Raw genomic sequence first — 25,783 nt, 5'->3', positions numbered from 1 at the left:
ACAGAAAACGCAATTGAAAGCAACTATCAGGCTCGGTAGGAAGCAGCACGTCCACACTCGCTATAGGCAACAGAGTTGAGGTAATTGCAAGCCATTGCCGTTCTCAGAATCGACTGCGGCTTGAGCGGCTGCGAACTCATGATGGGTTGCCTTCGATTGGAAAATATTCACCAAACGGCACACGCCGGTCATGCCGATCAAACGTTCGTAAGAGTGATTGCCGATCGTCGCTCACGAACTACTCGATTCAATAAATCGTGCGCCTCGATGATCGCAGCGCCATAGAGCGTCAGCTCGGTGCGTGCGAAGGAGAGATTCCGACCTCGCGTGCGTCACTCGCACAAAGTTGCGCGAAGCGCGACAGGTATCATACGCGTGCGCCCGATAAAATCGTCTGAGCAAGATCGCGAAAGATCTTGCACACCAATGCACTATCTTAAGCTTATCTCGAACAATCGAAAGATATCGGGAAGCACAGCTTGTTTGGACCTTCGCTCCTCGTTTAAGGCACCCTCACGGAACGGGAGTGGTTGCGATGGAACATGGGCAGGCCGGACTGGTCGGAGGGAAACCTGTAATCTTCGGGCAACGTAAGGTGCGGCCGCGGGCGTGCCTGGTCGGCAAGCGGCATCTGCGCGCCTTTCTACGGGATGTGCTGGAGGATATGGGATTTGTTATCAGCGAATGCAGGACTGCTGACGAGATGCCGCACGTACTCCGCACGGAGCTCCCTGATCTGATCCTGCTCGGCATTGGCTCGGACCGCATCGAGCCTGGACGATTGCTCGAGATGCTGGTACGCGAAGAATTTGCAGGCCGAGTGCTGGCGTTCGGAGCCCGCGAGTCGATCATCATGGCGGCAGTGCAGCAGGTCGGTAGTGAATATGGACTTGCTATGCTGCCGCCGCTCAAGGCGCCGTTTGCAGCCGAGACGTTGCGCGATCGGATCGCCATGCTCTTGCCAAGAGAGCCGGCGCCCCGTCCCGCGGTCCATGTCGGAGAAGCCTTACACGCTGGCTGGCTTGAGCTCTGGTATGAGCCGAAGTTTGACGCGTGTACCCTTAGCCGCCGCGGCGCCGAGGCGCATGTGCGAATGCGGCACCCGACCTGGGGCGTCGTTCCACCAGCCTATTTCATCCCGGAACCTCACGATCCGCATTTTAGGGGGTTGTCGCAGTTCGTGATCGACCGCGCGATCAAGGATTGGCAGTATCTTCTGGAGCAGCAAACTTCGATTGATCTCTCCATCAATCTCCCGGCAGCATTCCTGATTGACCCGCAGGCGGTACGCGATCTCTGTCGGCGCATGCCGTCGCACCCCGCTTTCGGCGGTTTGACGATTGAAATCGAGAGCGTGGAAGCTATCCAGAACCTAGATCTCCTGGTCGAGGTTGCGCGTGAGGTTCGCTTTCACAACATTGGCCTTGCAATCGACAATGTCGGTGCCAATTGGCCGCAGCTGATGGGGGTGACAAAATTCCCGTTCATGAAATTGAAAGTGGATCGTCAGTTCGTCGGCGGCTGCGCGAATGGGCCCCTCAAGCGAACGGTGTGCCGCCATATCGTCGATATAGCCAAAGAGTATAATGTGCGCACCGTCGCCGAAGGTGTGGAGAGCCAGGCCGACCTAATCGCTGTGGCCGAACTCGGCTTCGACCTTGCGCAGGGCCATTTGTTCGGAAAAGCCATGCCACTGAAGCAATTTGCACAGTCATCTTTCAACCCTGCTCCAGCTCGTCCAAAATAGTTGCGAGTGGCTGAGTGCGGCCAAGCGACGATCACGAGCACCGCCATGCCTACTCGCACCAGGCATGAGGCTGAGTGCAATTCAATCGGTCTGCAAAGCCAGTGTTGCGCGTCCCGCCGCCACTTCATTTCCCTCCGAAGCTTGTTATACAACAAGCCCGTTTTGGCAAGCCTCCAGCGAGTCCTCCGCAGCTAGCGTTGCAGCCATGAGCGAGGCTTGCACAAACCTCCAGTCGGGGTGATGTGACCGGAGGTTTGCCGAGATCCGACCTAGACCTGCGCCGTTCGCGGCTTTTTGTCGCCGCCGGTTGAGGAAGCGTCAGCCTCGCTTGCTCCCGCGCTGACGTGCCAAACAGACGCTTTCAGAGTCAAGTCGCGACTGGCTCTCGCAAGAGGGCCCGAGGGCTCGTAGCCTGAAATTGAAGCGACCTGTTGCTGTCGCAGATGCAACATGGTCTCAGACCCGGGACAGCCGAATTGGGAAAATTGCCCAACATTGAGCGCGTCTGCGTTTGGCACGGCATTTGAAAGGGATCGCCCATGGCATCGCTCGCCTAAGGAGTCGGAAGGCATGGCTTACAAGATCGTCGCTTCGCAATGCACCGTTTGTGGCGCATGTGAGTTCGAGTGTCCCAACGCGGCGATCAGTCTGAAGCGCGACATTTACGTTATCGATGCCAAAAAATGTACGGAGTGCGAGGGCCATTGCGACACGCCGCAATGCGCGGTGGTCTGTCCGGTCCCTGACACCTGTGTCCCGTCCAAGACAGGATAGGCAGCCCGCGACCAAAAGGCCTCATCGCTCGATTTCGCGAACGAAGTTGTAGATGTGGGACCTTGAGGAGACCACGACCGCATGGGGCGCATCGAGGTCGATTAACATCGTTATGAGCTTAAGGCGCTGAGCGACTCGAGGAACCCCTCAAAGGGCTCTGTCGGAGGACACCGTCGAATTTGTCACGAACAAGGACAAGGCCCTCGATGCTCAGTGGCCGCGTTAAGGCCTATCGTCGCGGGCCGCGAGTCGAGGCGAGGCAGACCGGCGTCGAGCGGCCACCGACGCATCGAAGCCGACGCAAAAGTCGCTCAGCACGTGAACACCTAGTGCACCGAGAAGATCATCTTGGCCAACCTCACGGAGCGGTCGACCTCGTGCCTGGTCGCGGGCCCGCCGAACACCAAGGAGCCGACCTGATCATCCGTGCGGTCCTGGAGCAATCCGGCTTTCGAAATTTTTACGGAGCCTCGTGGGCAGTGAGCAAACGGATGCCGGACGAGGATGATCGCACTTCCTGACGCGCAGGTTCGAAAAGCTGCTGACGGAAAAGGTCGCCTCCTCGCGATCACACAGATACCGAAAGCGGCCCGGGTTCGTTCCGGTGGTGGAGCTCAACCGTTACGCGAGCAGGGAGCGAATGCATTTCACAAGCGGAGCCTCCACGGATCAGGGCGTGTTCACCAGGCCGCGAGCAAGACCGTCGTACCCGCCTAGTGCGCTCGTAATCGCTTGGGCAATGTCGCAGCGAGAATCAGTAGGTTGACGCATCGATCCATCGTGCGCATAATTTCAAGCCGTCGCGGTCTCCGGATTTCGTTTGATCCGGAGCTAAGAGGGAAGCCGGTGCAATGCCGGCGCTGCCCCCGCAACTGTAAGCGGCGAGCCGCTGTCCAACGAAGTCACTGAAGCCATGCGGCTTCGGGAAGGCCGGACAGCAGCGACGACCCGTGAGCCAGGAGACCTGCCTCGACAAGATATCGTCCACGGGCGGGGCGTCCCGGTGTGCGCCAAGCAGTTGTCGCTCACGCGATGTTCGCTGTCTGCGTCCGCCATGGCCTTTGCCCCAACATGGGGTCTAAGCTATGTCAATCCTTTCGCTTCCCGTTGCCACACTGGGGACGTCACGCATCGGCCCACGACGCGAACTCAAATTCGCACTCGAGAGCTACTGGGCGGGAAAATCCAGCGAAGCCGAGCTCCTCGAGGCGGGGAGTGGACTTCGTGCCGCTAATTGGGCACGGCAGAAATCCCGCGGTGCGACCGTCATTCCTTCGAATGACTTCTCGCTCTACGACCATGTGCTCGATACCAGCCTAATGGTCGGCGCCATTCCCGACGTTTACGGCTGGAACGAAGGTCCTGTGTCGCTTAAAACCTACTTCACCATGGCGCGTGGCGCTCAAGACGGTGGTCACGCTCAGCATGGGCCCGGCGTAGCCGCACAGGAGATGACGAAGTGGTTCGATACGAACTACCACTACATGGTGCCGGAATTTCACCAGGATCAGATCTTTAAGTATGCCTCTCGGAAGCCGATCGAGGAATATGAGGAGGCAAGAAGCCTCGGTTATCAGACGCGGCCCGTCCTAGTGGGCCCAGTCACTTTCCTGAAGCTCGGCAAAAGCGTAAATCCCGCATTCAATCCGCTGTCGCTGCTTGATCGACTCCTCCCCGTCTATGTCGATGTTCTCCGCGAACTAGCCTCGCGCGGCGCTGAATGGGTTCAGCTCGACGAGCCATGCCTAGTGATGGACATCGACGAAGCATCTCGGGCCGCTGTCCGCCGGGCCTATGCTCATTTCGCTAAGGCCGTGCCGGCCCTTAAAATCATGCTGGCCACATACTTCGGGGGTGTCGGCGACAATCTTGAAACAGTCTTGGCCTTGCCCGTTGCCGGGGTTCATGTCGACCTGGTTCGTGCACCTGACCAGTTGGACGCGATTGTCGCCAGAGCAGGTAGAGATCTCGTGGTCTCGCTCGGTGTCGTTGATGGTCGCAACGTGTGGCGCTCTAATCTGCCGGCGCTACTCGACCAACTTGCTCCTATGGTCAAAAAACTGGGCAGGGACCGTGTTCAGATTGCCCCCTCCTGCTCGCTGCTTCATGTTCCGGCCGACATTGAACTAGAGATCGATCTCGATCCCAATCTGAAGACGTGGTTGGCGTTCTCAGTGCAGAAGATCAAGGAACTTTCGATATTGGGCAAAGCGCTGGCTGGCCATGCTGCCGACGTGGCCGATGAACTCACGCTCTCAGAGGATGCATCCGTCACCCGCGAAACATCGCCGAAGATCCACAGTGCGAACGTCGCCGGACGAATGGCCGCGATCGACGATAGCATGCGTCGCCGTCGCAGTGCGTTCACCCAGCGCGCCGACGTCCAGCGCGTCGCCTTCGCATTGCCGATGTTTCCAACCACAACCATCGGATCCTTTCCGCAAACGGCGGACGTCCGCAATGCGCGTGCAGCTCATGCGCGGGGAGCGCTGAATGACACGCAGTACGAGCAGCTTCTGAAAGCGGAGACAGCCCATACCGTGCATTGGCAGGAAGATATCGGCCTGGACGTGCTCGTACACGGTGAGTTCGAGCGCAATGACATGGTTCAATACTTTGGCGAGCAGCTGTTGGGTTTCGCATTCACCAAGCACGGCTGGGTTCAGTCTTATGGCTCGCGGTGCGTTCGTCCTCCTATCCTGTTTGGAGATGTCTCCCGCCCGAAGCCCATGACCGTTAAATGGTGGCGACATGCGCAGTCTCTGACCAAAAAACCCGTCAAGGCTATGCTGACCGGACCGGTGACGATCCTGAACTGGTCGTTTGTCCGTGACGACATCCCGCGGAGCGAGACATGCCGACAGATCGCTCTCGCGATCCGAGACGAGGTCATCGACCTTGAGGCGGCTGGAGCGACCATGATCCAGATCGACGAGGCTGCGTTGCGGGAGGGATTGCCACTGCGCAAATCGCAGTGGAAGGACTATCTAGATTGGGCAGTGGACAGTTTCCGTGTTTGCTCCTCCGCTGTCGCTGACGGAACTCAGATCCATACGCACATGTGCTATTCCGAGTTCAACGAAATCATCGATGCGATCGCAGCAATGGATGCCGACGTCATTTCAATCGAGGCGTCGCGCTCCAAAATGGAATTGCTCGACGCTTTCAAGAGCTACAAATATCCTAATGAAATCGGGCCGGGCGTCTATGACATTCATTCACCGCGCATTCCCGCAGCAGCCGAGATCAAGCAGCTGATTGTGTTGGCGCGGCAGCGGGTTTCCGATCGGCAGCTCTGGATCAATCCCGACTGCGGACTGAAAACTCGACGATGGGAGGAGGTGCGTCCCGCGCTCGTCAATATGGTGGCCGCCGCACGCGAGTTGCGGGCCGAGGCATGATCGTACGGAGCGTGTCGCCAACCTATCTGTGAATAAGATGAACGCGCTTTGGGAGCTCGCGATAACCTTGCGAGCTTTCAAAGTTTCCAGCGCCTACGAATGCCGGTTTGCCCCGGCGGAGGCCATCGCATACAGCGGCGACAAGCTCGAATCCGGCGGACGACCGCATGCCGGCCATACCGATTAGGTGACATATTCCAAGTCACTTACGCTCGACGCGAACCACGGTCCTATCGCTTCATTTATCCATCGCGTGGATGCGTCCCATCACAACAATCTATTTTACCGCCCTTGCGGAATTTCATACCTAATTTGCGCCTTCGCGCGGTCTTCGGGAAGATTTGCTGGTATTCGGCGGTGCCAAAATACTGGCGCGTGACGGCAAACTGACGGTTGAGTTTCAGGGCTCGGCAGTCAAACCGCCTGCGCGATGGATCCCAGCTCCATCAAGGCGCTGCCCGTGCCAACCGGACAGCTGGCAAGTGGTGAGCAAGTCCTGAAGTTTACGACAGGAGCGGAAGGCAAGCGGCTCGCTAACTTGTGCAGAGCGATATCCGCTTCTTGTTGTTTGACGGCGAGTGCCCTCGTCGTAAGTCGATCGCCGGTGGTCCTCCCTACCGACGAAAGCTGGAACGATGCGGAAAGCAGCGTCGCTCCCGCGTGACTTTCGCCCGGCCTCGCATTGAGGCCGGGCGGCTTTTTATGTGCCTGCTTATCAGTGACAGCAGGGGATCATTCATTTTGGCGTCATTGCGGGACCCCGGGTTCTTGGAGCGCATCTGTTGCTGTTCGGCAGGGAATGAGGCCGGTGCTGCTAAGGCTATCTGTCTATTGAAGGCTTTGGTGTCGTGTTGGTGCGCGTCGGCAGTATCGGATATTCGATCTTAGGCAGCCGACCGGTCAGCGAATTCAGAAATGAGATAATGTCGTTTTCCTCTCTATCGCTAAGCTTGGTGCCGAGCTGGATTTCACTCATCAGGGCAACAGCTTGCTTCAGGCTCCAAACCTGTCCCGAATGAAAGTAAGGGGCTCGCAACGCGACGTTTCGCAATGGCGCCGCGCGGAAGACATATTCGTCGCCGACCGCCCTGGTGACCGCGAACCGGCCCTTATCGGCGTCCGGAAGCACGCTTGCGTCCGGCTTTTTCATCACGCCGAACGGGAAGTAGGCCTGTCCACCGAGATTGATACCATTGTGGCAAGAGGAACATCCCTTCGCCATAAACAGTGCCAACCCTGACTTCTGCTGATCATCGAGGGCATGTGTATTGCCCTCCAGATACTGATCGAATGGAGCCGCAGGTGTAATGAGAGACGCTTCAAAAGCCTCGATCGCCTTCGCAAAATTTTCAAAGGTGACCGGTCTCGCTTCGTTCGGAAAAGCGTTCTTGAACAAGACGACATAGCCGGGCATTGAGTTCAAGATACCGAGCACATGATCTGGAGTCGCATTCATTTCGGCACTCGCCTGCACCGGGCCGGTGGCCTGCGCCTTGAGGTCCGCGGCGCGTCCGTCCCAAAATTGCGCCGCATTGAACACTGCGTTGTAGACAGTTGGGGCCCGGCGCAGGCCGACCTTCCAGCCGTGACCAACGGAGGTCGGACCGGCATCGACTCCGCCGGTGCCGAGATTGTGGCACGTATTGCAGCTAATGACCCCGCTCGCCGATAGCCGCGGATCGAAGAACAGCATCTTGCCAAGCTCCACCTTTCCATGCGTCACCGGATTGTTTTTTACCGCAGGAATGACCGAGGGGATTGGATGGAAGATCTGCTTGGCGTTTCTCATCAGATCATCGTCGGCGTTAGCTCCTGACGACATCAGCAGCCCAATAGCTAAAATAGATGCTTCAGCGACAACCCGAAGCTCCGGGATCGACATGTTCATACACCGCCTCATTAGTTCTGATTGTTAGAAAAGGAAACAGTCGAAAGCGATGCCACGCACTCCTCGAGGGTCCGGCGCAGCATGCAGCGGATCCTCTGAAGCGAGGCTGCATCAAAAATGTACGACTCTGAGGAGCTCGCCGCCGGCGTTCACGCACGGGCTTGAGGGGCTTATGTGATTCGCGAGTTCGCTTTGAGCTTAGATCGCGGCCTTTCTGTTGGTCGATCAGACTAGCGCCTCAACGTTCGGCGTGAAGGTCGATCTGACAACAACAAGTGTGCCGCACGCAGTAAGCTGTCCGGTGGCCGCATCGGTGCTCCATCGAGCGATTGGGTGGCCAATACGCTCCCGCAAAGTTGATGTCTCCGTCTTACACCGCTGGCCGCGCTCAGCGCTCACGGTGTGGTTGGACAATTAGCAACTGCGATGCCAGTTGCGTCCGCGAGATGCAAGTTGCTGATTTAGTTGTAGAACGGGTCCGGAGGAACAAACAAAGGCGGATGTCTTGGTTTGATCACTACATTCAGTGTCACAGATGCTACAAGGCGCCAGGCCCGGCTAGAGGTGATCGCAGATGCTTGTGGTGAAGTTCGCTTGCCAGCTTGCCGGCCGCACGCGGGAACGGCGGTAACAAGACCTACGCAGCTGGGCGAGACACTGAGCCGAGGCGCCCGGCGGTGCGCATCGTTCACGATTTCGCCGAGCCCTGCCGACTGAAGCCTCTCCGACTCATATCCGGGCCGCTCTGGCGCGCCGCCGCCGCGAAACCCGGCTCGTTCGTAAAGGACGAGCCTCCGAACCGAACATGGCTTGTTTCAATTCCACCTGAGGTTCGCTGGCATGGCAATTGCCGTGCTCAAGTCTGAAAGGCGCGGCTGCCCAGAGTGTGACGGTGCGACCGTCCGATTGATCGTTCCTCCAATTGGACAGGTGACCGGCCTGACCCGTGATCCGGCGGGTGTTGGTTGGATTACCTAGTCGGCCCACTCACGGGCTGCTGCTAGCTTTTGAAATCCTGCGCGGTGAGGGCAAAATAAGCTGAACTTCTGCAGGAGCAACCGCTACTTCGTGCTCTTGCGTTGAAAGACGCCGATACAAGAGGACACGCTGGGAGGAGATCGTGACATCATGTCCGCAGATGGCCCAAGTCCTGAGATCTATCGGCGGCTTAGCGAGGAAGGACGTGATTGAGCACTTGTCCATGGCTGGTTCAAGTTGGATACGGTATCCGTGATGGCATCGATTGACGATCGCTTGAATGAGATCAGATCCGTACGGAATGACATTTGGCGTTGTCGCAGAAGGCTTCAAAGCGAGCTAGATGATCTCCAGCGTAAGATGCTCGAAGAGCGTCTGCTTGAGCGGCAGTCTGCCTTTGAACGGCTCGTCTCGGCCACGTTTCCTTTTACATTGAGATTGTGAAGCAAAATTTGGGGACCTGTGCCGCGGGAGCATTCCGCGTTAAATAGCGTCCGCTCACAGAGCGCCTGCGCCTGGGTCAGGAATGTAGCGCTCCGGCGCCGCGGGCCGTCGCGCCTCTCATGGCCGCCGCCGACCTGAAAAGCTCGGCCCATAGCCTTGGTTCACCGACGTGCTGCCCGCTGCGCACCGACAATGAAATCGTTCCGGCCCCATCCAAGGGCACTGCCGGGGGATACCGCTCGCGTCGCTTCTGCGACACCGCAGTCACCTGAGTAACGTTGATCCGGCAGAGCGATCGAAGGAGCTTGAATCGCCCGTAGCGTCAGATTGTACAGAGCAGGGAACGATTTTTCAGATCAGGTGCAGTCGAATGATAAGACCCGCTCTCGCTTTTGTACTATGTTCCGCTCTCGAGTGGATCGGGCTAGGCATGGGGGCGGTTGCGGAAACAAGGCGGTACGCGTGCACGATCACTGCCGCCGATCGAGAGCCGGCCGGAGTTCGGAATGAGCGGATTATTCTCACCGTTCAATATGGCTGCCGGATCGAAGGTGGTCTCTTGACCGACGCGGGGATCACAGCAGTGTCGGTCAGCGAGTGGGCTGCTGACAAAGGGACATACTTGGCCTCCATGGAATTTCACCACGCGCTGGAGGGAGTTGCACTTGGGCAACTCTCCGAGGCGACCGACTTCTCTAGCATGGAAGGCGAGCAAGGCATTGGGGTCGCAACTTCCGGCACGACAGTTTTCACATTCGCATCTGGTTCATTGGCCGACCTTTCAGGGAAGACTCTTAAATTCACGACAAAACCCACCGGCCTACGTAGCTTCGAGTTGGAGTTCACAGACTGGCCAGAATCTCTTCTATGGAAGTGACGCGTGCCTTACGCTGAATTCCGCAGGCGCGCGCACACGAATACTGTCCATACTCTTAAGCACACACATATGTGGTCCCCGGCCGATATATGCCGTCCCCCAAGACGAGCACACCCGCAACAGGTTAAGCCAAAACTCCGAAGGCACTCGAGCGCGGTAGAGCGTTCAAATTGACCTTCACGCGGTCCGATCAGCAGCTCTTTTGGCCGCCGATCCGCATATGGGACGATCTGGCCTCGCATGGCAGCGCCTGCGCGACGCGGAAGCTATCAACACGGAACAAACGCAGCCCGATCATGAGCACGAGGAAGAAGTTGCCCGCCAACCGCCTCTCGAACGCGGACGAGTACCAACTCAAGGCAGCCCTCATTGTACACTGAAGCGGTTGATGGCGGAGCGGGAGATCACTCAGACCGAAGCCGCGAAGCTCGTCGGCGTGAAGCAGCCCAACATCTCCAAGCTGCTTCAAGGGCAGTTCAAGTTGGTTTCCGTGGAGAAGCTGCTGCGCATGCTGGCGGCGTTCGATCAGGACGTCGAAATAAAGATAAAGCCACATCGGAAGCGTGGCGAAGGGGGCCGGATCACGTTTATTCGGGCCTAAGAGCTGCCGAAATGGAGGGTTCATGACATCTAACCCGACGGCGGCAAAAGCGCTCATGAACTCACCCTGCAGTGCCCAATCTGCAATCGAGATTCGGCTGACTGAATCCTTCGCCCCCGCTGTTCTCGCCGAGGCCCGCCAGCGTTTCCAAGAACAACTGGGCGAAGGACGCGAGGTCGCCCGAGAGACCGAAGCGCTTCAGCAAGAGCGCGAGAAGCTCAAAAGGGAAGATTAACGGGTCTAACGCTAGGTCGTGAACCGACGCGGCGGCTTAGTGCAGCAGCCAACTCGTCCCTACAGAAGCGAAAGGCGCGCGAGGCAGAGCGATCGATTCGGAGGAGATGATCTCCGCTTGCATGACGGGCATCTTCCATCCAGAGGGCAGACATCGTTAGAGCGGCATCCCGGCTGGAGTCTTCGCCAGCCCAAGTACCGAATGCCGTGACATGGCGTCCAATGCGGATTTCGAGGACAATCGGCACTGACACGGAGAATCAATTTAGCTGAGCGCGGTCAAGCCAAAGACGAGGTTCAGGATGGCCCCAGGCGTAGTGATGCCGAACCTAGAAGGCGATGATGGTTGGCAGAAGGTACCAAGTGGAATCATTCCAACCAGTCCAACGGACATGCGGATCAAAGCGGAAAGCGCGACGACATCCCGAGCTGCCGGTGCTCGGTGATGTTCAAGATGAGCGATTGGGCGATACTTTCTTCGTCCCTCCCTCGAGCTTCAATGCGGCAAGTAACCGATCTGTGGCGGCGTCGATTTTCGAAGTGGAGCCGTTCATATTCCTCGTGAAGCGCGGCATCGACGAACAGGGTCCGTCACGGAAGCCGAAGCTGATCATCTTGAAGAACGCCGGCGCCGACCCCTGGGCTTTCGGGATCCCTCACGCCCGATGGCCGGTTCTAACGTGAACTTCTCCTCCATCTCATTCAGGGCGCAAAATGACTGAAACAACCGCGAGAAAGGCGACAGCAGCAATTGATCCGGTCCGGACACGTCCTCCCTGTGGGTCGTCCGCATAGATTCCACCCTGGATTTTCGTGTCGATGCTGGTCCCGTAAGCCCAGCACGAAATATAAACGCTCAGAATGGCAACCTGGATAATCTCAGGATTTGCATTCGACAGCGCCGTGATAGGTATGTCCTTGAGCGCAAGTCCCATGAACCCAAGCGCTATTACCGCCGGAACAGTGGTGATGCACCAATTTACGAACGTTGCAATGCGTGAAATCCGCACCTGAGCACTTCGGTCGGAGGTCTTGGCCTTTTTACCATAAATTACCTGGGCAGGAAAAATACCGTTCAATTGGACCATCGGCGCGCTGTTCTGCAAAAAGGCTGGCGGAGCGCGTTAGCAAAACTGGTTTCAATGGCGATTGATACACCACGCAACGGAGGTAAGCGTAAGGAATTTCGATCCTGTCCTGGAACGAGAAAGGATAAATCGACCAGTGGTCCGCATTCGACCTGCCTTATCTCGACTGCCGACACTTGCGAAGCTGCCGGCCTTTCCGTGAATTCGCTCAAACTGTCTGACGCGTCAGAATCCGATGTTCCCCTTTGTCGAACTACGCCGAACGCAAAAGCTGCAGATTGTTTGATGCGGAAGCGCCCTGTGTCGTAGCCGGCAAGTTCAAATCCGGGCAAGCCCAGGGTGACCGTTTGCGGAGTTTAAGCTACCGCGCTGCTTGGGAATTGATCAGCTTACGTGCTCTCCACGGCGTCAGCTGTTCGCCCCTCCGAGCGCGCCTCTCCGCAGTATCAAATAAAAGAACGTCGGAGCGAGAGACCATGCGGAAATGGGAGAGGACTGCTGCTGGGCAACTGAGTTCTTGTGGAGACATCTGCAGCAGGTGGTGGAGCGCTCGATGCGATTCTTGCTGGGGGTGGGATCGCGAGCACGATGGGCACATCTAACCGCGCTGAAATCCGCTTCGAACGGATGGTGTTTGCGATCGTTGGATCGGCGCGTACGAAGCAAGGCTGCGCATTGGAGTGACGTCGGCGCGGCCAGACTCCAGCCACGCCGCTGGTGCAGAGCGTATCCGAATGTTTTGTTTCAGACAGGGCGTTGCGGCTACGCTTGTTGGTGGCAGACAGGGTCAGGTTTATAACAATCCGCATCCGGCAGCTATCTAGCTCTATAAACGTTGCTTTTTTTATTCAACCGGCGCTGGCACACTCGTTGCAGACCCCTCGCAGGAGGCGGCTGTTAGTCCTTTGCATCCCATGCACAGGGACATGCCCCGTGATCGCACGCGAGTGAATAAAGAAGCCGATATGACCAACCGCTGGAGAGCAGGCATGACTTCACCGAGAAGCGTCTTGGTCATCGATAGACAGCGTCACACATGGCGCTCCTAACCGCTCAGCCGAGATGAGCTACATGATCGTGAACGACCGCTGCGGCATGAACGTCGCGAAGTTGCGATCGGTAGGACCGCCCACGCAGATTGCACGCTTACCTGAACGCCGGATCGGAAATCCGTCGGCCGACCGCAAAAGCGTCGCTTCTTGTTGAGACCACAATCGAAAAGGAAACCTGTATGAGCCGAGCACCTACCCAAAGCGTTGCAGAGATCAAGGCGCGCAACAAGCAGCTAATCGATGAGGTGTTGACGGTCTACCCCGAGAAGACCGCCAAAAGGCGCGCCAAGCATCTCAGTGTTCACGAGGCGGGGAAGTCGGATTGTGGCGTCAAGTCGAATATCAAGTCCATTCCCGGCGTGATGACCATCCGCGGCTGCGCCTATGCGGGCTCCAAGGGCGTGGTCTGGGGACCCATCAAGGACATGATCCACATCAGCCACGGTCCGGTCGGCTGCGGTCAGTACTCGTGGGGCTCGCGGCGCAACTACTACGTCGGGACGACCGGCATCGACACGTTCGTGACACTGCAGTTCACCTCCGATTTTCAGGAGAAGGACATCGTGTTCGGCGGCGATAAAAAGCTCACGAAACTCATCGATGAGCTCCAGGAGCTATTTCCTCTCAACAGGGGCATCACCATTCAGTCCGAATGTCCGATTGGCTTGATCGGTGACGATATCGAGGCGGTCTCCCGAGAAAAGTCGAAGGAATATGGCGGCAAAACCATCGTGCCTGTGCGGTGCGAGGGCTTCCGTGGCGTGTCGCAATCGCTCGGCCATCACATCGCGAACGACGCCGTTCGGGATTGGATCTTTGACAAGAGCGCCCCAGAGACCAGCCCTAAATTTGAACCGACGCCATATGATGTTGCGATCATCGGCGACTACAACATCGGCGGCGACGCATGGTCGTCACGAATCCTGCTGGAAGAAATGGGCCTACGCGTCATCGCCCAGTGGTCCGGGGATGGATCTCTCGCTGAATTGGAGGCGACGCCGAAGGCAAAGCTCAACATACTGCATTGCTATCGCTCGATGAACTACATCTCACGGCACATGGAAGAAAAATTCGGGATTCCCTGGTGCGAGTACAACTTCTTCGGTCCTTCCAAAATCGCGGAGTCGCTGCGAAAAATTGCAAGCTTCTTCGATGACAAGATCAAGCAAGGCGCCGAACGCGTCATCGCGAAATATCAACCGCTTGTCGATGCTGTGACCGCGAAATACCGGCCGCGGCTTGAAGGCAAGACGGTAATGCTGTTCGTCGGCGGCTTACGTCCTCGCCACGTCATCGGCGCCTATGAGGACCTCGGCATGGATGTTGTCGGCACGGGCTATGAGTTCGGGCATAACGATGACTACCAACGCACCGCCCAGCACTACGTCAAAGATGGCACGCTGATCTACGACGATGTCACCGGCTACGAATTCGAGCGCTTCGTCGAAAAGATCCGGCCAGACCTGGTCGGCTCCGGTATCAAGGAAAAATACGTCTTCCAAAAAATGGGCGTGCCGTTCCGCCAAATGCATTCCTGGGACTACTCGGGTCCTTACCACGGCTATGACGGCTTCGCGATCTTCGCCCGCGACATGGACATGGCGATTAACTCCCCGATCTGGGGGAAGACCACCGCGCCTTGGAAGGACGCTCCGCAGCCGAGCCTCATGGCAGCGGAATAGGAAGGCCGACCCCGGGCCGTTTCTTTCCGCAGAGGAGGGGAAGGGCAGGAGAACGAACGCAAGAACCCAAAGAGTGCCATGATGACACAGAACGCCGAACACATACTCGACCACTCTGAGCTTTTCCGGGGAGACGAATACCAGCAGATGCTGGCCAAGAAGAAGGCGCTATTTGAGAATCCGCATGATCCCGCCGACGTCGATCGCATCAAAGAATGGTCCAAGACATCCGAGTACCGCGAGAAGAACTTCGCCCGCGAGGCGCTAACCGTTAATCCGGCGAAGGCTTGCCAGCCGCTGGGTGCGGTGTTCGCCGCCCTCGGGTTCGAGCGCACACTGCCGTTCGTCCACGGCTCACAGGGCTGCGTCGCGTATTATCGCAGCCATCTGTCACGGCACTTCAAGGAGCCGACCTCGTGCGTCTCCTCGTCCATGACGGAAGACGCGGCCGTGTTCGGCGGGCTTAACAATCTTACCGACGGGCTTGCCAACAGCTATAACATGTACAAGCCGAAGATGATCGCGGTCGCCACGACCTGCATGGCGGAAGTCATCGGCGACGATCTCAATGCCTTCATCAAAACATCAAAGGAAAAAGGTTCAGTCCCAGCCGACTACGACGTACCATTCGCTCACACTCCTGCGTTCGTCGGCAGCCACGTTACTGGCTACGACAACACGCTCAAGGGCATCCTCGAGCATTTCTGGGATGGCAAAGCCGGCACGGCCCCAAAACTCGAGCGCAAAGCGAACAACACGATCAACTTCATCGGTGGCTTCGACGGCTACACTGTCGGGAATGTCCGTGAGATAAAGCGTATCTTCGAGCTGATGGGCATCGGCTACACCATCCTCGCGGATAACAGTGACGTGTTCGATACCCCCACGGACGGCGAGTTCCGCATGTATGATGGGGGCACTACATTAAAGGATGCCGCGAACGCCGTCCACGCCAAGGCAACCATTTCCATGCAGCAATATTGCACGGAGAAGACGTTGTCCTTCATCAAAGGGCACGATCAGGAGGTCGTCGCTTTCAATCACCCGCTGGGCATCAGCGCCACGGACGATTTCCTGATGACACTGTCGCGTATCACCAACAAGGCAATTCCAAATGCGCTGGAGCAGGAGCGCGGGCGTCTGGTAGACGCAATGGCTGATTCCAGCGCGCATGTTCACGGCAAGAAGTTCGCGATCTACGGCGATCCAGACCTCTGCTATGGTTTGGCCGCATTCCTGCTGGAGCTCGGCGCTGAGCCGACCCACGTGCTGTCGACGAACGCGAGTAAGGCGTGGGAGCTGAAGATGCAGGCGCTGTTCGCGAGCTCGCCCTTCGGTAAAAACTGCCGCGCCTTCCCAGGCAAGGATCTCTGGCACATGCGATCGCTCCTGTTCACAGAGCCGGTCGATTTCCTGATCGGTAACACCTACGGCAAGTATCTCGAGCGTGACACCGGAACGCCGCTAATCCGCATCGGCTTTCCCATCTTCGATCGCCATCATCACCATCGTTATCCAGTGTGGGGCTATCAGGGGAGCATGAATGTGCTGGTCAAGATTCTCGACAAGATCTTTGATGAGATCGATCGAAAGACCAGCTCGGTTGGCAAGACAGACTACAGCTTCGACATCATACGCTAAGGCGAGCTCCCCGCCTCATCGTCCGCAGAAACAGCGGCGCTGCGGCGGGGATCACAGGTTCTCCGCCGGTCATCCTTGTGGTCTGCGGTGTGTTAACATCCCCGAGAGAGACACCATGACTTCGCTTCCCACGACCATACAGGACGTCTTTAACGAACCGGGCTGCGCCAGGAACGCGAGCAAGTCGAAGGTCGAGCGTAAGAATGGTTGCACCAAGCAGCTCAAGCCGGGCGGCGCCGCCGGCGGATGTGCCTTCGATGGCGCCAAAGTCGCGCTGCAGCCCTTCACCGATGTCGCCCATCTTGTGCATGGTCCAATCGCCTGTGAGGGCAATTCCTGGGACAATCGTGGTTCGGTCTCGTCCGGCTCCGATCTGTGGCGCAGAAGCTTCACCACAGATATGAGCGAGACCGATATCGTCTTCGGCGGCGAGAAGCGGCTGTACAGGGCAGTGAAGGAGATCACAGAGAAATACAACCCGCAGGCCATCTTCGTCTACCAGACATGCGTGCCCGCAATGATCGGTGACGACATCGATATGGTCTGCAAGGCGGCCTCCGCCAAATTCGGCAAGCCGGTCATTCCCATCAATTCACCGGGATTTGTCGGGTCGAAGAACCTTGGTAACAAGCTTGCTGGCGAAGCACTGCTGGAGCACGTCATCGGTACCGGAGAGCCGGATTACACGACATCGTATGATATCAACATCATCGGTGAATACAATCTGTCCGGCGAGCTTTGGCAGATCAAGCCCCTGCTCGATGAGCTCGGAATCCGGATCCTGTCCTGCATCTCGGGGGACGGCAAGTATCGCGAGGTCGCTTATTCGCACCGGGCCAAAGCCGCGATGATGGTTTGCTCAAGGGCAATGATCAACGTCGCACGCAAGATGAGGCAGCGTTACGGCATCCCGTTTTTTGAAGGCTCCTTCTACGGTATTGAGGATACCAGCGATTCACTCCGCCAGATCGCGCGCATGCTGATCGAAAGTGGCGCGCCGGCCGAGCTGATGGAACGCACGCAAGCCCTGATCGCACGCGAAGAGACCAAGGCCTGGGCTGCGATTGAACGTTTCAAGCCGCGCTTTGCCGGCAAGAGGGTTGTTCTCATCACCGGCGGTGTGAAATCCTGGTCGATGGTGGCCGCCTTGCAGGAGGCCGGGCTCGAGATCGTCGGCACGTCCGTGAAGAAATCGACCAAGAAGGACAAGGAACGTATCAAGGAATTAATGGGCCAGGACGCCCATATGATCGAGGACATGTCGCCTCGCGAGATCTACAAGATGCTCAAGGACGCAAAAGCCGATATCATGCTCTCGGGCGGCAAGTCGCAATTCGTCGCACTAAAGGCGGCGATGCCGTGGCTCGATATCAACCAGGAGCGCTGCCACGCCTATATGGGCTATGTCGGGATTCTCAAGCTCATGGAGGAGATCGAGAAGGCGCTCTACAATCCGATATGGGATCAGCTCCGCCAAGCCGCGCCATGGGATGAGTTCGACCGGAATCTTCAAGCAAGGACGGCTGCCCAGATGCATGCGCAAGCCCCGGATCCAGTTCGGGATCCGAGCAGGAACGGCGTCAGGACGATAAGTTTTTCCAATCAAGCTGAGGTCAGCGAGGGTGAGAGCGCGATTGCGGCGCATGGCCCGAAGCTCGCCGAGCCCAACAAGCCGTGCACCAGTTCCAGCGGGCGGTGCATTGCTTGTAAGGACATTCCGTCCGATCTCCAGCCGCCGGCATTGCAGGCGGCGGAGTAGGGGACATGGCGATCGTCACTACCTCGAAGAAAGCCTGTTCGGTCAATCCGCTCAAGATGAGTCAGCCGATCGGCGGCTCGTTTGCCTTCATGGGGTTGCGCGGCGCGATGCCGCTTTTGCACGGCCCGCAAGGTTGCGCCTCCTTTGGGCTGACGCTGTTCGTGCGCCATTTCAATGAAGCCGTGCCGATGCAGACAACTGCTATGAGCGAGGTTGCGACCGTGCTCGGCGGCCACGAGAATCTCGAACAGGCAATCCTCAACATCTACAATCGCATCGAGCCCGAGATCATTGGCATCAATTCAACTGGGGTCACCGAAACCAACGGCGATGACGTCGAAGCCTTCATCCGGTTGATCCGACAGAAGCACCGGCAGCTCGAAAAGCTCCCCCTTGTCTACGTCTCGACTCCGGATTTCAAGGATGCCTTGCAGGATGGCTGGGGCAAGACGGTGGCGCGGATGATCGAGGTGCTTGTGACTCCGTTCGACCCAGCGAGACCGCGCGATGCGTCCCGCGTTAACGTGCTACCTGGGTGCCACCTCACGCCCGGCGACCTCGACGAGCTTCGCACGATCTTTGAGGATTTCGGTCTCAAGCCCTCCTTCCTGCCGGACCTTGCAGGTTCGCTGGACGGCCACATCCCCGACGAATTCACGCCGACTACGATCGGGGGGATTGGAGTGGACGAAATTGCGACCATGGGGCAGGTGGCCTGGACGATCGCGATCGGCGCGCAAATGCGCCGTGCGGCCGAGACCATGCAGGTGCGGACAGGCGCGCCGTTCCGTCTATTCGAGCGGCTCTGTGGCCTTATCCCAAACGACGAATTTATGGCGTTCTTGAGCCAGATCACTGGCCGGTCAGTACCCTCGAAGTATCGCCGGCAGCGTGGACAGCTGGCAGACGCCATGCTGGATGCTCATTTTCATATCGGCGGCCGCAAGCTCGCGATCGGCGCCGAGCCGGACTTGCTATTTGATCTCTCCAGCTCGCTCCATGAGATGGGGGCGCAGGTCACTGCTGCGGTGACGACGACGAACTCACCGGTGCTGCAGCGAGTCAGGACCGAGGACGTCCTGATCGGCGATCTGGAGGATCTTGAAGAGCTTGCCAGGACGCGTGACTGCGACCTTTTGATCTCCCATTCACATGGTCGCCAGGCGGCTTCGCGACTCAATGTTCCATTCTTCCGGGTGGGCTTTCCCATGTTCGATCGCCTTGGCGCTGCGCACCTCACAATGGTTGGTTATCGCGGCACGCGCGACCTGATCTTTGACATCGCCAATCTCATTATCACCGACCGAGAGATCAACCATCGGCCGACGCCTGACAGCTGGCGATTCACCAACTCTGGCCTGCAGGTCGTTTCGCCTCGGTTGCATTGAGCAGGGAGAGAAAACAACACGGATGAAAGTTGCATTTGCCACTCAGGACTTGAAGCATGTCGATGCGCACTTCGGCTGGGCCAAGAACATCGCGATCTACGAGGTCAGCCCGGAGGGGCATCGGTTTATTGAGGCGATCCAGTTCGGTGGTGACCTCACGGAAGACGGCAATGAGGATAAGCTAGCGCCCAAGATCGAGGCGATCAGGGACTGCGCAATCCTCTATGTTGCGGCGATCGGCGGCTCGGGTGCTGCACGAGTGGTCGCGAGCAAGATCCATCCGATGAAGGTGCTGCAACCAGAGCCCATCGACGAACTTTGCGTCAAACTCGAAACCGTGCTGAAGGGCTCGCCGCCGCCCTGGCTGCGGAAGCTGCTCGCCAAAGACCCGGAACGTACAGTGGATTTCGAAACCTGAAGGAACGAGGATGGGAGATACGTCCGAAGTCACTCCAGCCCCCGCGGCGGCGGAGCGGCCATTTCTGAAAGAGCTCGTCAAGATCTGGCGCGCCCAGGACTCCCACGGTGCCTGGGAGGGCAAGGAGGATCTCGATTTGCTCGAACCCTACGTTCTCGATAAGCGCAAGCGCCGTGCGCTGCCGATCGTCGGCAATCCCGCCCCCGAGACGACATGGCGGCTGGAGCTGTTCTTTCACGCGGTTGCGCTCTCGATCGAGAAGGCGACCGGAGTGATGATCTCCCCAATGCTGAAGATGCACAACGAAGGGTTCGGTCGGATCGTCTTGATCGGCGGCCGGCTCGTTGTCGTGAGCAAGCAGCTGCGCGACGTACATCGCTTTGGTTTCGGCCATCTCTCTGATCTCGCTGATCAAGGCGACAAATTCGTCAACAGTGGCGTTGAGATAATCCGTAAGTTTCCGGAAGTGGCAAATTATTGAGGCAAGCATGAGCGATGTTGAAAGCCTGAAAGCGGAAATAAAGAAACTGTCGGCCAAGGCGACCCAAGCCAAGATGGACCTCCACGACCTCTCCGAGGAGCTGCCGGTCAACTGGCCCTCGATCCTGAGCGTGGCCCACAACGCCCACGCTGCCTTCAGCGAGCTCGAAAGCAAGCGTCAACATCTCCAAGCGCTTGAAAAAGCATAACGGACCCGAAGCCAATGTCATTCAGGACCCGCGACGGTCGCAATTGGAGGCCGGACTACCTGGTTTCTATCGATCCCAAGAAGTGCATCGGCTGCGGCCGCTGCTACAAGGTTTGCGGCCGCGAGGTTATGACGCTGAAGGGGCTATGCGAGGATGGCGAAATCATCGATCTCGATGAGGAGGACGATGAGCTCGAAAAAAAAGTCATGGTGTTGAAGGACGAAGGCGCTTGCATCGGCTGCAGCGCCTGCGCCCGGGTGTGTCCAACAAACTGTCAGACCCACACACTACCTGCTTGAATTAGCTTTCTTCCGCGATGTCGACGAGTCAGTGGTCAGATACAAGCTGGTAGGGAACGCCAACATCCAACCTGTCCTACTTGCGTGAAGCCGGCAGTTGCCAACTCGGGCGTGACCTCGCATGGGCCAGCTGACCGTTCGTCCGTTCCATGGGGAGATATCGCAATACGAGCGCGCTCGACGCGCTCACGCGGGCTGCAGTTCCCGGCCGGCGAATGCAGTTGATGAGCTGGGGCAGCTTCGGTTGCGGCATTTCGTCCGTCGACTGGTACGGAAATCCCTCGAGGTCAAGCTTCAGTCTGCCATCGCTCCTCAGCCTGCCGATCGACGCAGTCAGCCGGACCTTACGGGCCCGCCACCCCTCAGCGTAATCGAAGACAGTGCTCTTTAGCGATGAAGTGTTCAGGCGACAACTCGCCATATTCGCGCGGGCAAACTATACGCACCTAAGAAGGTTTCGGCGCTGTGAGTCCATTACACTCGGGAGTCCACTGTCGCAGCAAGTCCATAGCGCGCCGCTTTCGAGAGCGTCGTTGAAGCGCCCCTTCTTCCCGGGGACTATCGCTCCCTTCTGAAGCATCCAAACGAGACCGTTCTTGCGGAGGACCTCTCAATCGCCTTCCCGGCGAGGCACTCGTTCGCCATTCACAAACCCTTAAAAAATGCACGTTTTCTAATAGATCAGGACCTCTGGTAGTGAAGCGGACCCATCCGGGGCTACGGCCATGTGATCAGCTATCTTGAAGACGGCGACTGGGCCGTGCTTACTCGCTTGATGGCCATCAATCTACGTTTCAAAGACGCCGTTGCCCACCGCAGACTATGCCGCCGCTGGGTCGCGGGCACTGCGTCCATATCGTCTATGATGCGGATCGACTGTGGACAGGGTCGCACCCCGTCTAAAGCACGCGCGGCTGACGCGGCTTAAACCCGAAACTCTGATTCCTGAGCTGGTGCGCACGCTCCAATTCTCTTGTGGTGTAGCCGCTGAGCTGCTCGACGATCCCTCTCAGCTAGATCGTCAGTTGCTCGACATGTTCGGGCTCGTGTCCTGACGCGCGAAAGAGCCGTGTGGGTAAAGAGGCATGGAAATCGTTTCCTAATAGCCTTGGTTCGGCACACTGCGACCAGCCGTTCGAGGCCCTTCGAAACGAAGTCGTGCAGGGGTGCTCAGAAAAGTGGGGCAACGGCGAGGCAGCGAGTTGTCGTGTGTGCAACGTCGTGTTCGCAACATGTTTCGCGGATACCAAACAGAGTGCGGGTGGCTTTCGAAGAGAAGACACGCTTTGCGCCGCGCTTGCGCCCAGCTGACTGCGCCGGCCGGTGCGCAGAAGAGTCACGAGATTGGCCCGACATTTGCTCCGCTGCTTACCACGGCGTGCGGCTCACCTGCTTTGTCGCGATGTCCGCTGCAGAACGTGGATCTCCACTGACCAAAGGCCATCACATGAAAAATTCCAGGTCCCTGACATTGATTGGCGCGGCCACTTTTGCCCTGGCCTCGATGACCCCTACCGCGCCGGCGGTCGAATATAGAGCGGAAAATAGTCAGGATCCTAGTTCCGGCGGCGTTCCTGCGAACAGGAGCGTTCTTGCCCAGATCACACACAGCTGGGAACGACCAGCGAGCTTCACGCTTCAGAATGGCCTGCAAGTCGTGGTGATCGTCGATCACCGCACACCGGTGGTGACGGAGATGATCTGGTACAAGGTTGGCTCCGCCGACGAGAAGTCGGGCAAGTCCGGGCTCGCGCACTTCCTCGAGCACCTGATGTTCAAGGGAACGGCCATCCATCCGGCCGGCGAATTCTCGCAGACCGTGGGGCGGATCGGCGGCAACGAGAACGCCTTCACCTCCCTCGATTACACCGCCTATTTCCAGCGCGTGCCGCGCGAGCAGCTCGCGCGGATGATGGACTTCGAAGCCGACCGCATGACCGGCCTGATCCTGAAGGATGAGAACGTGCGGCCCGAGCGCGAGGTCGTGCTGGAAGAATTCAACATGCGCGTCGCCAACAATCCGGACGCGCGGCTGAACGAGCAGATCATGGCCGCGCTCTATCTCAACCATCCCTACGGCCGGCCGGTGATCGGCTGGCACCAGGAGATCGAGAAGCTCGATCGCGAGGATGCGCTCGCCTTCTACCGCCGCTTCTATGCGCCCAGCAACGCGATCCTGGTGATCGCCGGCGACGTCGAGCCCGCCGACATCCGCCCGCTGGTCGAGCGCAACTTCGGGTCCATCCCGGCCCAGCCCGCGATCCCGGCGCGCCGCGTCCGCCCGCAAGAGCCGGAGCCCGCGGCGCCGCGCACCGTGACCCTGGCCGATCCGCGCGTCGAGCAACCCGGCTTGCGACGCTATTACCTAGTGCCCTCGGCGACCACGGCTGCGGCCGGCGAAAGCGCGGCCCTCGACGTGCTGGCGCAGCTGATGGGCAGCGGCAGCAATTCCTATCTCTACCGTGCGCTCGTGGTCGACAAGCCGCTCGCGGTCTCCGCCAGCGCCAGCTATTCGAGCATCTCGCTCGACCCGACCCAGTTCGCGATCTCGGCTTCGCCCAAATCCGGCGTCAGCTTCGCCGAGGTCGAGCAGGTGGTCGACGGCGTCATTGCCGACATCGCGCAGAATCCGATCCGCGCCGAGGATCTCGAGCGGGTCAAGACCCAGCTCATCGCCGAGGCGATCTACGCCCAGGACAACCAGGCGGTGCTGGCGCGCTGGTATGGCGGCGCACTGACCACGGGCCTGTCGATCGAGGACATCCGGAGCTGGCCCGACCGCATCCGCGCCGTCACCGCCGAGGAGGTCCGCACCGTCGCGCAGAAATGGCTCGAGAAGAAGCGCTCGGTGACGGGCTATCTGATCAAGGATACCGGCGCCGCCAAGCGCGAGGAGAAGCGTTCGTGACCTATCCCTTCCTTCGACGTGTTGCATTCTCCGTCGTCACCGGCGCGGCACTCGTGCTCGCTACCGTCTCGCCATCACAGGCGGCCGCAAAGATCCAGCATTTGACCTCGCCGGGCGGCATCGAGGCCTGGTTTGTGCAGGATGCGACCGTGCCGCTGATCGCCATGGAATATTCCTTTGCCGGCGGCTCGGCACAGGATCCCAAGGACAAGTCGGGCGTCGCCAATCTGGTCGGCGATCTCCTCGACGAAGGCTCCGGCGATCTCGATTCCAAGACCTTCCATGAGCGGCTCGACCGCCGCGCCATCGAGCTCTCCTTCAGCGCCACCCGCGACACCTTCCGCGGCAGCCTGCGCATGCTGCGCGACAACAAGGACGAGGCCTTCGACCTGCTGCGGAGCGCGCTGACCTCGCCGCATTTCGAAACGGCCGATGTCGAACGCATTCGCTCGCAGGTGATCTCAGGCCTGCGCCGCGAGACCACCAACCCGACCTCGCTCGCGAGCCGCAAATTCCTGGAGGTTGCTTTCGGCGATCATCCCTACGGTCGGCAGTCCAACGGCAACCTCGAGAGCGTTCCGACCATCACGGTTGCCGACATGAAGGATTATGTCGGCCGCGTGCTCGCCAAGGACACGCTCAAGATCGCGGTGGTTGGTGATGTCGATCCGACAACCCTCGGCAAGCTGCTCGACCACACGTTTGGTAGCCTGCCCGCCAAGGCCAATCTCGTGCCGGTCCCCGACGTCGAGGCCGCCAAGCCACCGCAACGCGCCTTCGTGACGCTCGACGTGCCCCAGACCGTGATCACCTTCGGCGGTCCCGGGGTGAAGCGCAGCGATCCGAACTTCATGGCGGCCTATGTTGTCAACCACATCCTCGGCGGCGGCGGGTTGTCCTCGCGGCTGCATCGTGAGGTCCGCGAGAAGCGCGGGCTGGCTTATTCGGTGTTCGAATCGCTGCTCTGGATGGAGCATTCGGCGATCTTCATCGGCAACACCGGCACCCGCGCCGACCGTGCCGGCGACACCATGGATGCGATCGAGAAGGAGGTGCGCCGCATCACCGATGAGGGCCCGACGCAGAAGGAGCTCGACGAGGCCAAGTCCTACCTCAAGGGCTCGCAGATGCTGGCGCTCGACACCTCCTCGAAGCTTGCGCAGGCTTTGCTGCAATATCAGCAGGACAAGCTGCCGATCGACTACATCGAGAAGCGCAACGCCGTCGTCGATGCGGTGACCCTGGACGACGCCAAAGCGGCCGCCAAGCGCCTGTGGAGCCAGGGCTTGCTCAGTGTCATCATCGGCCGCTCTCCACCGGCAGCAGCCGAGTCGACGACCGCCCCACCGGCCTCGAAGCCGGGGGCCCCCAATTAACTTTTCAATGAGTTCGGGCGGCGGAGCCGCGAAAGCGGACAGTGAAACTCCTGTGCTCAGTATAAAGTGTCACCTATGTCTCGGGCCGCTCAGAACAAGCGGCGGCCCCAGACCAAAAGTTCCGTTTAAGGGCGAGGTGGTCCGGCGCTGCGAGAAGCCCACATCATTCTCCATCTGGGCCCTAGCGTCGCCGGAGTCGGTTTGCTCGCGAAGAGCATGTCACTTCCCGCGGAGACTGCTGGAGTGAGAGATTAGGCGTTTGTGAGCGACGGCGAATTGGATCTGATGAAGCTTTTGTTGCCCGGCAAGCCGCGCGATGGAAAGGCCTTCCGTGGCGAGAGCTCGAACCCCTATTGAAGGCGGGCCTTTGGTTAGCACCTTTCGAACCTCTGGCAGCTCGCCCGCTGCATTCCAGTTGCGCAAGTCTTAACACCAATCGCCGCGACTGCGGCGCAACATTCAGTCGAGAGCCTCGAAGCTCGCGCGGCGTCGGGATTTAGACGTAGAAGTCGTGATGCAACGTTCGTAATGCGAAGCCT

At 58.7% G+C, this 25,783-nt stretch carries 18 protein-coding genes and 1 riboswitch; of the genes, 16 read left to right on the top strand and 2 right to left on the bottom strand.

Annotated elements, in window-relative coordinates; genetic code table 11:
* The first annotated feature begins 535 nt into the window (after positions 1 to 535).
* From AB3L03_RS13155 to metE, 3 genes are all read left to right on the top strand, one after another.
* The gene (locus AB3L03_RS13155; RefSeq protein WP_368508765.1) at positions 536 to 1,747 is read left to right on the top strand and encodes an EAL domain-containing protein; all 1,212 of its coding nucleotides are present in this window, start codon (positions 536 to 538) and stop codon (positions 1,745 to 1,747) included.
* A 570-nt stretch (positions 1,748 to 2,317) separates the two neighbouring features.
* Positions 2,318 to 2,521: a 4Fe-4S binding protein gene (locus AB3L03_RS13150; protein ID WP_007600001.1), complete on the top strand. Its 204-nt coding sequence runs from the start codon at positions 2,318 to 2,320 to the stop codon at positions 2,519 to 2,521.
* A 786-nt stretch (positions 2,522 to 3,307) separates the two neighbouring features.
* Positions 3,308 to 3,508: riboswitch (cobalamin riboswitch) on the top strand.
* Between the two features lie 98 nt (positions 3,509 to 3,606).
* Positions 3,607 to 5,922, top strand: a complete 2,316-nt coding sequence (gene metE / locus AB3L03_RS13145; RefSeq protein ID WP_368508764.1) for a 5-methyltetrahydropteroyltriglutamate--homocysteine S-methyltransferase — start codon at positions 3,607 to 3,609, stop codon at positions 5,920 to 5,922.
* 820 nt (positions 5,923 to 6,742) lie between these two features.
* On the opposite strand, the gene AB3L03_RS13140 is transcribed toward metE, so the two are convergent.
* The gene (locus AB3L03_RS13140) at positions 6,743 to 7,810 is read right to left on the bottom strand and encodes a cytochrome-c peroxidase (protein WP_368508763.1); all 1,068 of its coding nucleotides are present in this window, start codon (positions 7,808 to 7,810) and stop codon (positions 6,743 to 6,745) included.
* A 1,852-nt stretch (positions 7,811 to 9,662) separates the two neighbouring features.
* Between AB3L03_RS13140 and AB3L03_RS13135 the strand changes: the two genes are divergently transcribed.
* The 3 genes from AB3L03_RS13135 to AB3L03_RS13125 all read left to right on the top strand — a co-directional run bounded on the left by AB3L03_RS13135 (position 9,663) and on the right by AB3L03_RS13125 (position 10,945).
* On the top strand, positions 9,663 to 10,109 hold the full coding sequence (locus tag AB3L03_RS13135; RefSeq protein ID WP_157158625.1) for a hypothetical protein: 447 nt from the start codon (positions 9,663 to 9,665) through the stop codon (positions 10,107 to 10,109).
* A gap of 202 nt (positions 10,110 to 10,311) precedes the next feature.
* The gene (locus AB3L03_RS13130) at positions 10,312 to 10,710 is read left to right on the top strand and encodes a helix-turn-helix domain-containing protein (protein ID WP_368508762.1); all 399 of its coding nucleotides are present in this window, start codon (positions 10,312 to 10,314) and stop codon (positions 10,708 to 10,710) included.
* 22 nt (positions 10,711 to 10,732) lie between these two features.
* The gene (locus AB3L03_RS13125; protein WP_368508761.1) at positions 10,733 to 10,945 is read left to right on the top strand and encodes a hypothetical protein; all 213 of its coding nucleotides are present in this window, start codon (positions 10,733 to 10,735) and stop codon (positions 10,943 to 10,945) included.
* Between the two features lie 697 nt (positions 10,946 to 11,642).
* On the opposite strand, the gene AB3L03_RS13120 is transcribed toward AB3L03_RS13125, so the two are convergent.
* Positions 11,643 to 12,032: a hypothetical protein gene (locus tag AB3L03_RS13120; RefSeq protein ID WP_368508760.1), complete on the bottom strand. Its 390-nt coding sequence runs from the start codon at positions 12,030 to 12,032 to the stop codon at positions 11,643 to 11,645.
* Between the two features lie 1,231 nt (positions 12,033 to 13,263).
* Here AB3L03_RS13120 and nifD point away from each other — a divergent pair.
* From nifD to AB3L03_RS13070, 10 genes are all read left to right on the top strand, one after another.
* A complete protein-coding gene (gene nifD, locus AB3L03_RS13115) occupies positions 13,264 to 14,766 on the top strand; it encodes a nitrogenase molybdenum-iron protein alpha chain (protein ID WP_368509050.1) in 1,503 nt (500 codons plus the stop codon).
* Between the two features lie 81 nt (positions 14,767 to 14,847).
* Positions 14,848 to 16,407 (top strand): nitrogenase molybdenum-iron protein subunit beta, encoded by a 1,560-nt coding sequence (gene nifK, locus AB3L03_RS13110; RefSeq protein ID WP_219682981.1) that lies wholly within the window; start codon positions 14,848 to 14,850, stop codon positions 16,405 to 16,407.
* A gap of 115 nt (positions 16,408 to 16,522) precedes the next feature.
* Positions 16,523 to 18,166, top strand: coding sequence for a nitrogenase iron-molybdenum cofactor biosynthesis protein NifE (gene nifE, locus AB3L03_RS13105; RefSeq protein ID WP_368508759.1), 1,644 nt, complete (start codon positions 16,523 to 16,525; stop codon positions 18,164 to 18,166).
* 5 nt (positions 18,167 to 18,171) lie between these two features.
* Positions 18,172 to 19,554 (top strand): nitrogenase iron-molybdenum cofactor biosynthesis protein NifN, encoded by a 1,383-nt coding sequence (nifN, locus tag AB3L03_RS13100; protein WP_368508758.1) that lies wholly within the window; start codon positions 18,172 to 18,174, stop codon positions 19,552 to 19,554.
* A 22-nt stretch (positions 19,555 to 19,576) separates the two neighbouring features.
* Positions 19,577 to 19,972 (top strand): nitrogen fixation protein NifX, encoded by a 396-nt coding sequence (gene nifX, locus AB3L03_RS13095; RefSeq protein WP_231189477.1) that lies wholly within the window; start codon positions 19,577 to 19,579, stop codon positions 19,970 to 19,972.
* Between the two features lie 10 nt (positions 19,973 to 19,982).
* Entirely contained in the window at positions 19,983 to 20,453 is a 471-nt protein-coding gene (locus AB3L03_RS13090) for a NifX-associated nitrogen fixation protein (RefSeq protein ID WP_085383724.1), read from the top strand.
* 7 nt (positions 20,454 to 20,460) lie between these two features.
* Positions 20,461 to 20,661, top strand: coding sequence for a CCE_0567 family metalloprotein (locus AB3L03_RS13085; protein WP_085383723.1), 201 nt, complete (start codon positions 20,461 to 20,463; stop codon positions 20,659 to 20,661).
* Positions 20,662 to 20,675: 14 nt separating this feature from the next.
* Positions 20,676 to 20,960, top strand: coding sequence for a ferredoxin III, nif-specific (gene fdxB, locus AB3L03_RS13080; protein ID WP_204513337.1), 285 nt, complete (start codon positions 20,676 to 20,678; stop codon positions 20,958 to 20,960).
* Between the two features lie 1,600 nt (positions 20,961 to 22,560).
* Positions 22,561 to 23,868, top strand: coding sequence for a M16 family metallopeptidase (locus AB3L03_RS13075; RefSeq protein ID WP_368509049.1), 1,308 nt, complete (start codon positions 22,561 to 22,563; stop codon positions 23,866 to 23,868).
* Positions 23,865 to 25,244, top strand: a complete 1,380-nt coding sequence (locus tag AB3L03_RS13070) for a M16 family metallopeptidase (protein WP_368508757.1) — start codon at positions 23,865 to 23,867, stop codon at positions 25,242 to 25,244. The genes AB3L03_RS13075 and AB3L03_RS13070 overlap by 4 nt, the downstream gene beginning before the upstream one ends.
* Positions 25,245 to 25,783 lie beyond the last annotated feature (539 nt).

This window comes from Bradyrhizobium lupini (assembly GCF_040939785.1).
Classification (GTDB): domain Bacteria; phylum Pseudomonadota; class Alphaproteobacteria; order Rhizobiales; family Xanthobacteraceae; genus Bradyrhizobium; species Bradyrhizobium canariense_D.
The sequence above is the reverse complement of the archived record's forward strand: the minus strand, read 5'-3'. Positions and strand labels throughout refer to the sequence as shown.